8 protein-coding genes and 1 pseudogene are annotated in these 8,753 nt (G+C 73.9%); 5 read left to right on the top strand and 4 right to left on the bottom strand.

Annotation, left to right across the window (positions count from 1 at the left end):
* Positions 1-199: 199 nt before the first annotated feature.
* Positions 200-595: pseudogene (locus ABZX30_RS31555) on the bottom strand (FtsX-like permease family protein); the annotation flags it as partial.
* Positions 574-1,098, bottom strand: a complete 525-nt coding sequence (locus ABZX30_RS31550) for a PadR family transcriptional regulator (protein WP_355939724.1) — start codon at positions 1,096-1,098, stop codon at positions 574-576. The gene ABZX30_RS31550 and the pseudogene ABZX30_RS31555, both read right to left, overlap by 22 nt.
* A 203-nt stretch (positions 1,099-1,301) precedes the next feature.
* Between ABZX30_RS31550 and ABZX30_RS31545 the strand changes: the two genes are divergently transcribed.
* The 4 genes from ABZX30_RS31545 to ABZX30_RS31530 all read left to right on the top strand — a co-directional run bounded on the left by ABZX30_RS31545 (position 1,302) and on the right by ABZX30_RS31530 (position 4,522).
* Positions 1,302-1,547 (top strand): hypothetical protein, encoded by a 246-nt coding sequence (locus ABZX30_RS31545; RefSeq protein ID WP_355939721.1) that lies wholly within the window; start codon positions 1,302-1,304, stop codon positions 1,545-1,547.
* Positions 1,548-3,626: a 4-alpha-glucanotransferase gene (gene malQ, locus ABZX30_RS31540; protein WP_355939719.1), complete on the top strand. Its 2,079-nt coding sequence runs from the start codon at positions 1,548-1,550 to the stop codon at positions 3,624-3,626.
* 63 nt (positions 3,627-3,689) lie between these two features.
* The gene (locus ABZX30_RS31535; RefSeq protein ID WP_355939716.1) at positions 3,690-3,965 is read left to right on the top strand and encodes a hypothetical protein; all 276 of its coding nucleotides are present in this window, start codon (positions 3,690-3,692) and stop codon (positions 3,963-3,965) included.
* Between the two features lie 263 nt (positions 3,966-4,228).
* A complete protein-coding gene (locus tag ABZX30_RS31530) occupies positions 4,229-4,522 on the top strand; it encodes an FAD-dependent monooxygenase (protein WP_355939713.1) in 294 nt (97 codons plus the stop codon).
* Between the two features lies 1 nt (position 4,523).
* Here the strand turns inward: ABZX30_RS31530 and ABZX30_RS31525 are convergent, their stop codons facing one another.
* Positions 4,524-5,081 (bottom strand): MarR family transcriptional regulator, encoded by a 558-nt coding sequence (locus tag ABZX30_RS31525; RefSeq protein ID WP_355939710.1) that lies wholly within the window; start codon positions 5,079-5,081, stop codon positions 4,524-4,526.
* 120 nt (positions 5,082-5,201) lie between these two features.
* On the opposite strand from ABZX30_RS31525, the gene ABZX30_RS31520 reads away from it, so the two are divergent.
* Positions 5,202-6,137: an EamA family transporter gene (locus tag ABZX30_RS31520; protein WP_355939707.1), complete on the top strand. Its 936-nt coding sequence runs from the start codon at positions 5,202-5,204 to the stop codon at positions 6,135-6,137.
* Here the strand turns inward: ABZX30_RS31520 and pepN are convergent.
* A complete protein-coding gene (gene pepN, locus ABZX30_RS31515; protein ID WP_355939704.1) occupies positions 6,134-8,707 on the bottom strand; it encodes an aminopeptidase N in 2,574 nt (857 codons plus the stop codon). The genes ABZX30_RS31520 and pepN overlap by 4 nt on opposite strands.
* Positions 8,708-8,753 lie beyond the last annotated feature (46 nt).

The raw sequence follows: 8,753 nt of genomic DNA, 5'->3' as shown, positions 1-8,753 counted from the left end.
GGCCGCCGGCGCCTTCCGCGTGTCCCGCGGTGCGCGCGCGGTGGCCCCGGGGGTCCCCGGTGCCCGGACTCGTGGGGCCCGCGGCACTGTACGGCCGCCCGCCGGCGGCGCCGGCCGGGAGGCCGGTCGTCGCGTCGCGGCCGTCGCACGCCTGGGGCCCCGGGGGCCCGTGCCCTCACGGCCCGGCGTTGGCCTGTGGTCACGTGTAGCGCAGCTCCGCCGGGTGCACCGAGCGGCGCAGCAGCGGCAGCGAGGTGGCCGCCGCCAGCAGGCAGCACGCGTACACGCCGACCGGGACCGGCAGCGCCCCCCAGGGCACGGCCAGTGCCTGGTCGCGGCCGGCGACGGTGGCGTACCAGGTGCCGATCGCCATGCCGCCCACGCCCGCCACCACGACGGCGGGGGCCAGCGGCAGCGCCGTCTCCAGGAGCAGGGCCCGGCCGAGCACGTGCCGCGGTACCCCGGCGGCGACCTGCGCGGCCAGGCCGCGGCGGCGGTTGGCCAGCGACTCGGCGGTGCCGACGGCGAGCCCGGAGAGGGTGATGGCGAGGCCGGTCAGGATCGCGGCGGCCGTCAGGTCAACGCGGTCAGAGTGGTCAGCCGGGCCGCCGTGGTGTTCATCCAGCGGAGGTCGGCGTCGAGGTGGTTGAGGGCGTAGTCCGCCGAGAGCACGGTCGCCAGATCGGTGTCCGCGGCGGTCTTGAGGACGGTCAGCTGCCGCATCCGCTCCATGTGGGCGGCACGCTGGGCGCCGAGGTAGGCGGCCGGGTCGCCGCCCGCGAGGATCGACACGACGACCTTGGCGAAGATCTCGTTCGTCACGAACGGCGCCGGCGGGGCGATCTCGGCCGCCCACCGGGTCAGTTCGCGCGTGCCGGTCGCCGTCGAGCGGTAGAGGGTCCGCTCCGGTCCGCCGTCCGCGTCCGTGCCGTCGACCTCGGCGAGGCCGTCACGGACCAGGCGCTGCAGTGTGGTGTAGACCTGCCCGTAGGCCAGTGGCCGGGCCTGAGGGAACCGTTCGTCGTGGCGTCGCTTGAGGTCGTAGCCATGGCTCGGCCCCGCCGCGAGCAGCCCCAGGAGGATGTGCCGGGTGCTCATGGAGATCAGTATGCATCAAGTACATGTACTGAGTGAATAGTGGGCGGACGGATGAAGCGGACGGGTGAAGAGGGGCGGCCGGGATGTCGTATGCCTCACGTAGTTCGCGGTCGTACGTCTGCCGTCGCGTCCACTGGGTAGGCCTGCGATGTCCCGCATCCCGCCACCAGCCCGCCGTACCGACGTCATACGAGGAGGCCCCCGTGGCCGCACCGGCACACCCCCTGCTCCCGGCCCCGTCCAAACCCGCGGCGGAACCGTCCGCCGACACCCAGGAGCTGTACGCCTGCGCCTTCAACGCGGAGAGCAGCCACGCCGAGGCGCCGCTGACGAGCGAGCCGCCGCTGCCCGACGCCGAACCCCTGACCAGTGAACCGCCGCTCTCCGACGCCGCCCCGCTGACCAGCGAGTCCGACGCCGTCCCGGACTGCTACGGCCCGGGGCTGTAGATGGCCGCACCCCTCGACGAGGAGTTGTCCCGGCTCGCGGAGCTGCACGGCGTCGCCACCTCCTACAGCCCGTCCCCGGACCGTACGGTCGCGGCCTCCGCCGAAGCCGTCGTCGCCGTCCTGGCCGCCCTCGGCGTCGACGCGGCCACCCCCGGTGCCACCCGCGCCGCCCTCGCCGACCGGGAACGGGAACTGGGCGAGCGGCTGCTGCCGCCGACCCTGGTCCACTGGACCGACGCCGGAGCCGGCCCCGCCGCCCTCGCCGGCCTGCCCGCGGGCACCCGGCTGAGCCTCGAGACCGAGCAGGGCGAGGCGCGGGCGACCGCCGAGCGGCTCCCGCCCGGCGTCCACCGCGTGCGGGCCACCGCCCCCGACGGGCGCACCGCCGAGGCCCACCTGATCGTCGCGCCGCCCCGGCTGCCCACACCCGCGGGCCGCTCCTGCGGGCTCCTCGTACAGCTCTACTCCCTGCTGTCCTCCCGCTCCTGGGGCATGGGTGACCTCGGTGACCTCGCCGAGCTGGCCGCCTGGGCCGGGCGCACGGCGGGCGCCGGGTTCGTCCAGGTCAACCCGTTGCACGCGGCCGTACCGGGCGCCCCCACCGACCCCTCGCCCTACCGGCCCTCCTCCCGCCGCTTCCCGGACCCGGTGCACCTGCGGGTCGAGGCCGTCCCCGAGTACGCCCACGCCGAGGACCGCGAGCACCTCCGGGCCGTCCTGGAGCGGGCCGCCCGGCTGCGCGCCGGGGTGCTCGACAAGGGCGCGCTGATCGACCGGGACGCCGTGTGGGAGCTGAAGCGGGAGGCGCTGGAGAAGGTGCGCGAGGTCCCGCTCGGGCCGGGACGCCAGGCCGCCTACGACGCCTTCCGCGCCGGACAGGGCCGGGCCCTCGAGGACCACGCCACCTGGTACGCCCTCGCGGAGGTGCACGGCTCCGACTGGCAGTCCTGGCCCGCCGGGCTGCGCGATCCCCGCTCGCCCGAGACCGCACGCGCCCGCGCCGACCTCGCCGACCGCGTCGACTTCCACTCCTGGCTCGCCTGGCTCACCGACGAGCAGCTCCGCGCCGCCCAGCGCGCCGCCCGCGAGGCGGGCATGCAGGTCGGCATCGTCCACGACCTCGCCGTCGGCGTGCACCCCGCCGGCGCCGACGCCTGGGCGCAGCAGGACCACTTCGCCGCCGGGATGTCCGTCGGCGCCCCGCCCGACGCCTTCAACGCCCGCGGCCAGGACTGGGGCCTGCCGCCGTGGCGCCCCGACCGCCTGGCCGCCTCCGGCCACGCCCCCTACCGCCGCCTGCTGCGGGCCCTGTTCCGCTACGCGGGCGCCCTGCGCATCGACCACGTCATGGGCCTGTTCCGGCTGTGGTGGGTGCCGCAGGGCCGGCCGCCGACGGAGGGCACGTACGTCCGGTACGACGCCGAGGCCATGCTCGCCCTGCTGACGCTGGAGGCCTCCCGGGCGGGGGCCCTGGTCATCGGCGAGGACCTGGGCACGGTGGAGCCCGGGGTGCGCGAGACGCTCCAGCGGCGCGGGGTGCTCGGCACGTCGGTGCTGTGGTTCGAACGGGACTGGGAGGGCGACGGCCGGCCGCTGCCGCCCGAGAGCTGGCGCGCCGACTGCCTGGCCACCGCCACCACCCACGACCTGCCGCCCACCGCCGCCCGGCTGACCGGTGAGCATGTCGAGCTGCGCGACTCCCTCGGTCTGCTCACCCGTCCCCTGGCCGAGGAGCGCGCTGAGGCGACCGCCGACACCCGGGAGTGGCTGGCCGTCCTCGACCGGCTCGGTCTGCTCGGGCCCGCGGGCCCGGCCGGGGAGGAGTCCGCGGCCTCGGCCGAGGAGGCCCGGATCCGGGCCGTCCACCGGTTCCTGCTGCGCACCCCCGCCCGCATGATCGGTGTCTGGCTCCCGGACGGCATCGGCGACCGCCGCCCGCAGAACCTACCCGGCACCTGGGACGAGTACCCGAACTGGCGCCTGCCGATCGCCGACCCGGCGGGACGGCCGGTGACACTGGAGGAGCTGACGCGGTCGCCGAGGGTGCGGGCGCTGCTCGCCCTGCTGGGGGAGGGCTGAGCCGTGCGTCGCACAGGGCACCCCGGGCGCGCGGCCCGTTCGGGTGTTCGGTACTTTGGCACCGTGGACAAGAAGAACGCCCTGCGCGCCGGCGCCCTGGCCGCCGGTACGACGCTGATGATGCTGCTCATGTCGTCCCCCGCGCTCGCGCTGACCCGCGACGACGGCGACGACCCCGGCAAGCCCCTGAGCATGGGCGCGACGCTGGGCCTCTACGTCGTGCTGCCGCTCGTCATCTTCGGGGTGATCACCGGCCTGGTCATGGTGCTGGACAAGTCGCACAGGAAGCAGGACGACACCAGCTCCAACATCAACGTCAAGGCCCGGGCCGAGGCCTGACCTTCGCGGCTTACGTCGAGGGCGCCGGTGATGCCGGCGCCCTCGACGTGTTTCCCGGCGCCCCGGTTCCGCGGGCACCGACCCGCAGTGGCGGGGGCCTGCCGGTGTTCCTGCCGGAGATGACGGCAACGTGGGCCAACAAGTGATGGCCAACAGGTGTTGACTTCAGGGTCGACGCCCTCCTAGGATTGCCTACAAGTGTTGACCAACAAGCGTTGGTCGCACCTGTTGACCGGCAAGCGTCGGCACTCTGGGAGGCCCTCATGAACGCCACCACCGGCACCACCCGCACCGTCCACCGCGTCCTCGTCGTGGGCTCCGGCCCCACCGGCCTCCTCCTCGCCGGCGACCTCGCCACGGCCGGCGTCCCCGTCACCCTCGTCGAGAAGCGCCCGCACCGGATCGGCAACCGCCGCACGGACCGGCCGGCCGTGGCCCGCTGGGCCGGCGACCGCCGTACGACCGTTCTGGTCCGCCCCGGCGGATACGTGGCCTGGGCGGCCGACGCGGCCGGCCCGGAGGCGGTCGAGGTGGCCCTCGCGGCCCACGTGGGGTGACCTACGAGCCGGGCTTCCCGGTGCCCGCGAGCAGTTCCCGCAGCAGGCCGGCCAGGTGGCCGGCCTGTTCGCCGTCCAGCGCGGCGAGGGCGGCCGTCTGCTCCGCCAGGCCCGCGCCGACCGCCTGGTCGATCAGCCGCAGGCCCTTGTCGGTGAGGGTCACCCGGAGTCCACGCCGGTCGTGTGGGTCGGGGGAGCGGCGCAGCAGGCCGGCCCGTTCCAGCCTGTCGAGCCGGCCGGTCATCCCGCCGGTGGTGAGCATGAGCGTGGCCGAGAGCTGGCGCGGGGAGAGGGTGTGGGGCTCGCCGGAGCGGCGCAGGGTGGCCAGGACGTCGAACTCGCCGCGCGAGATGCCGTAGGGCTCGTACGCCTTCTCCATGCGGTCGCCCATCGTGCGGGAGAGCCGGAAGATGCGACCGAAGACCTCCATCGCGGCGGTGTCGAGGTCGGGCCGTACGGCGGCCCACTGGTCGACGATCGCGTCGACGGCGTCCCGCCGCTGCGCGCTCGGCTCTGTCGGTCGCTCCGCTCGCTGCTCCGCCCGCTGCTCTGTGCTCATGCGGGGGAGTATCCGCCGCCTCCGGAACGCCGGCAAGAAACTTGCTTGTCGCTAAGTTGCTTAGCGCTAAGCTAATCAGTGTCGAGTCAGTCCCGCTGCCCAGCCCGAAGGGTGCCTCCCATGGCCACGAGCCGCCCGGCGCTCATCGCCCTCACCGCCCTCGCCCCCGTCTCCTGGGGCACCACCTACGCCGTCACCACCGAGTTCCTGCCGGCCGACCGCCCGCTCTTCACCGGCCTGGTGCGCGCCCTGCCCGCCGGACTGCTCCTGCTCTGCCTCGCCCGGGTACTGCCGCGCGGCGCCTGGTGGTGGAAGGCCGCCGTCCTCGGCGCGCTCAACATCGGCGCCTTCTTCCCGCTGCTGTTCCTGTCCGCCTACCGGCTGCCCGGCGGCATGGCGGCCGTCGTGGGATCGGTGGGCCCGCTGTTCGTCGTCGGCCTCTCGGCCCTGCTGCTCGGGCAGCGGCCCACCACCCGCACCCTGCTCACCGGCGTCGCGGCGGCCTTCGGCGTCAGCCTGGTCGTGCTCGAGGCGGCCGGCGCGTTCGACCCCGTGGGCGTGCTCGCCGCCCTCGCCGCCACCGCCTCCATGTCCACCGGGACCGTGCTGACCAAGCGCTGGGGCCGCCCGGACGGGGTCGGCCCGCTGGCGCTCACCGGCTGGCAGCTCACCGCGGGCGGCCTGCTCATCGCCCCGGTCGCGCTCCTGGCCGAGGGCCCGCCGCCCGCCCTGGACGGCCGTGCGCTCGGCGGCTACCTCTCCCTCGCCCTGGCCAACACGGCGGTCGCGTACTGGCTGTGGTTCCGCGGCGTCGGCCGCCTTACCGCCACCCAGGTCACCTTCCTCGGCCCGCTCTCCCCGCTGACCGCCGCCGTCGTCGGCCGGGCGGCCCTCGGCCAGTCGCTCACCCCCCTCCAACTCGCGGGCATGGCACTGGCCTTCGGGGCCACGGTCGCGGGGCAGCTGGGGCCCGCCGCGCCGCTCACCCGGGTGACGCACGGGGGCGCCCGGCGTGCCGCCGGGCGCCCTTTGGGTGTGCGTGCCGCGAAGGACTAGCCCGCCGCCGCGTCCGCCGCCTGCGCCTTCAGGGCGCGCTCGATGCCCGCCCGGGACTCCGAGACCAGACGGCGCAGGGCCGCACCCGGCTCGGCGGTGGCCAGCCAGGCGTCCGTCCTGGCGAGGGTGTCCTCGGAGATCTGGATCGACGGGTAGAGGCCGGTCACGATCTGCTGGGCCATCTCGTGCGACCGGGAGTCCCAGATGTCCTTCAGGACCTCGAAGTACCGCTCCGTGTACTCCGCCAGCAGCTCCCGCTGGCCGGTCTGCACGAAGCCGGCGATGACGGCCTCCTGCACGGCGTTCGGCAGCTTGTCCGACTCGATGACCGACGCCCAGGCCTCCGCCTTGGCCTCCGCCGTCGGGCGGGCCGCCCGCGCGGTCGCCGCGTGCCGCTCACCGGCGGCCGTCCGGTCCCGCTCGTACTCGCCCGCGATCTCCGCCTCGTCGAACCGGCCGACCGCCGCGAGCCGCTCCACGAACGCCCACCGCAGCTCGGTGTCGACGGCCAGGCCCTCGATCGTCTGGGTGCCCTCCAGCAGCGCCTCCAGCAGGTCGAGCTGCTCCGGCGTACGGGCCGTCGCCGCGAACGCCCGCGCCCACGCCAGCTGGTGGTCGCTGCCCGGCTCCGCCGCCCGCAGGTGGGCCAGCGTGGCGTCCGTCCAGCGGGTGAGCAGCGCCTCGCGGGCCGCGGGGTCGGCGTACACCTCGATCGCCAGCTTCACCTGCCGGTGCAGCGACTGCACGACACCGATGTCCGACTCCTTGGCGATGCCGGACAGGACCAGCGAGAGGTAGTCCCGGGTGGCCAGCTCGGCGTCCCGGGTCATGTCCCAGGCCGACGCCCAGCACAGCGCGCGGGGCAGGGACTCCTGGAAGTCGCCGAGGTGCTCGGTGACGGCCTTCAGCGACTCCTCGTCCAGCCGGACCTTGGCGTACGACAGGTCGTCGTCGTTGAGCAGGACCACCGCCGGGCGGCGCCTGCCGGCCAGCTGCGGTACGTCGGTCAGCTCGCCGTCGACGTCCAGCTCCACGCGCTCGGCGCGCAGCAGCTTGCCGCTCGCCTCGTCGAGGTCATACAGGCCGACGGCGATGCGGTGCGGCCGCAGCGTGGGCTCGCCCTTCGCGCCGGCGGGCAGCGCCGGGGCCTCCTGGCGGATGGCGAAGGAGGTGACGACCCCGTCGGCATCCGTCTCGATCTCCGGCCGCAGGACGTTGATGCCGGCCGTCTCGAGCCACTTCTTCGACCAGGTCCGCAGATCCCGTCCGGAGGTCTCCTCCAGGGCGCCGAGCAGGTCGGACAGCCGGGTGTTGCCGAACGCGTGCCGCTTGAAGTAGGCCTGCACGCCCCGGAAGAACTCGTCCTCACCGACGTACGCCACCAGCTGCTTCAGGACGGAGGCGCCCTTGGCGTAGGTGATGCCGTCGAAGTTGACCAGCACGTCGTCCAGGTCGCGGATGTCCGCCATGATCGGGTGGGTGGACGGCAGCTGGTCCTGGCGGTACGCCCAGGTCTTCATCGAGTTGGCGAACGTGGTCCACGAGTGCGGCCACCTCGAGCCCGGCGCGGCGGCCTGGCAGGCGATGGACGTGTAGGTGGCGAACGACTCGTTCAGCCACAGGTCGTTCCACCACTCCATGGTGACCAGGTCGCCGAACCACATGTGGGCCAGCTCGTGCAGGATGGTCTCGGCGCGCACCTCGTACGCCGCGTCGGTCACCTTGGACCGGAAGACGTACTGGTCGCGGATGGTCACCGCGCCCGCGTTCTCCATCGCGCCCGCGTTGAACTCCGGCACGAAGAGCTGGTCGTACTTCTTGAACGGGTACGCGTGGTCGAACTTCTCCTGGAACCAGTCGAAGCCCTGCCGAGTCACCTCGAAGATCGCGTCCGAGTCGAGGAACTCGGCGAGCGAGGGCCGGCAGTAGATACCGAGCGGCACGGACTGCCCGTCCTTCTCGTACACGCTGTGCACCGAGTGGTACGGACCGACGACCAGCGCCGTGATGTACGTCGAGATGCGCGGCGTCGGCTCGAAGACCCAGACGTCGTCCTTGGGCTCGGGCGTCGGCGAGTTGGAGACGACGGTCCAGCCCGTCGGCGCCTTCACGGTGAACTGGAAGGTGGCCTTCAGGTCGGGCTGCTCGAAGGAGGCGAAGACCCGTCGGGCGTCCGGCACCTCGAACTGGGTGTAGAGGTAGGCCTGGTCGTCGACCGGGTCGACGAAGCGGTGCAGGCCCTCGCCGGTGTTGGTGTACGCGCAGTCGGCGACCACCCGGAGGATGTTGCGGCCCTCCAGCAGCCCCGGGAGGGCGATCCGCGAGTCCTTGAAGACCTCGGCGGGGTCCAGGGGATCGCCGTTGAGCGTCACCTCGTGCACGGTCGGGGCCACCAGGTCGATGAACGACTCGGCGTTGTTCCCCGCCACGTCGAAGCGCACCGTGGTCACGGACCGGTAGGTACCGCCCTCCTGCGCGCCGGAGAGGTCAAGATCGATCTCGTACGAGTCAACGGTGAGCAGCTCCGCCCGCTGCTGCGCCTCTTCGCGAGTCAGGTTTGTGCCAGGCACGCGGTCATCTCCTCGTGATGTGTCGGTTGCGCCATCCTTCCATGAG

This window comes from Streptomyces sp. NPDC004542, assembly GCF_040610035.1.
In the GTDB taxonomy this organism is placed as follows: Bacteria; Actinomycetota; Actinomycetes; order Streptomycetales; family Streptomycetaceae; genus Streptomyces.
This window is presented reverse-complemented; position numbering and strand designations above follow the sequence as displayed.

What these genes read in the sequence shown, in the direction of transcription:
- ABZX30_RS31550 (WP_355939724.1), bottom strand. Translation starts at nt 1,098, where the DNA reads ATGAGCACCCGGCACATCCTCCTGGGGCTGCTCGCGGCGGGGCCGAGC.
- malQ (WP_355939719.1), top strand. Translation starts at nt 1,548, where the DNA reads ATGGCCGCACCCCTCGACGAGGAGTTGTCCCGGCTCGCGGAGCTGCAC.
- ABZX30_RS31530 (WP_355939713.1), top strand. Translation starts at nt 4,229, where the DNA reads ATGAACGCCACCACCGGCACCACCCGCACCGTCCACCGCGTCCTCGTC.
- ABZX30_RS31525 (WP_355939710.1), bottom strand. Translation starts at nt 5,081, where the DNA reads ATGAGCACAGAGCAGCGGGCGGAGCAGCGAGCGGAGCGACCGACAGAG.
- ABZX30_RS31520 (WP_355939707.1), top strand. Translation starts at nt 5,202, where the DNA reads ATGGCCACGAGCCGCCCGGCGCTCATCGCCCTCACCGCCCTCGCCCCC.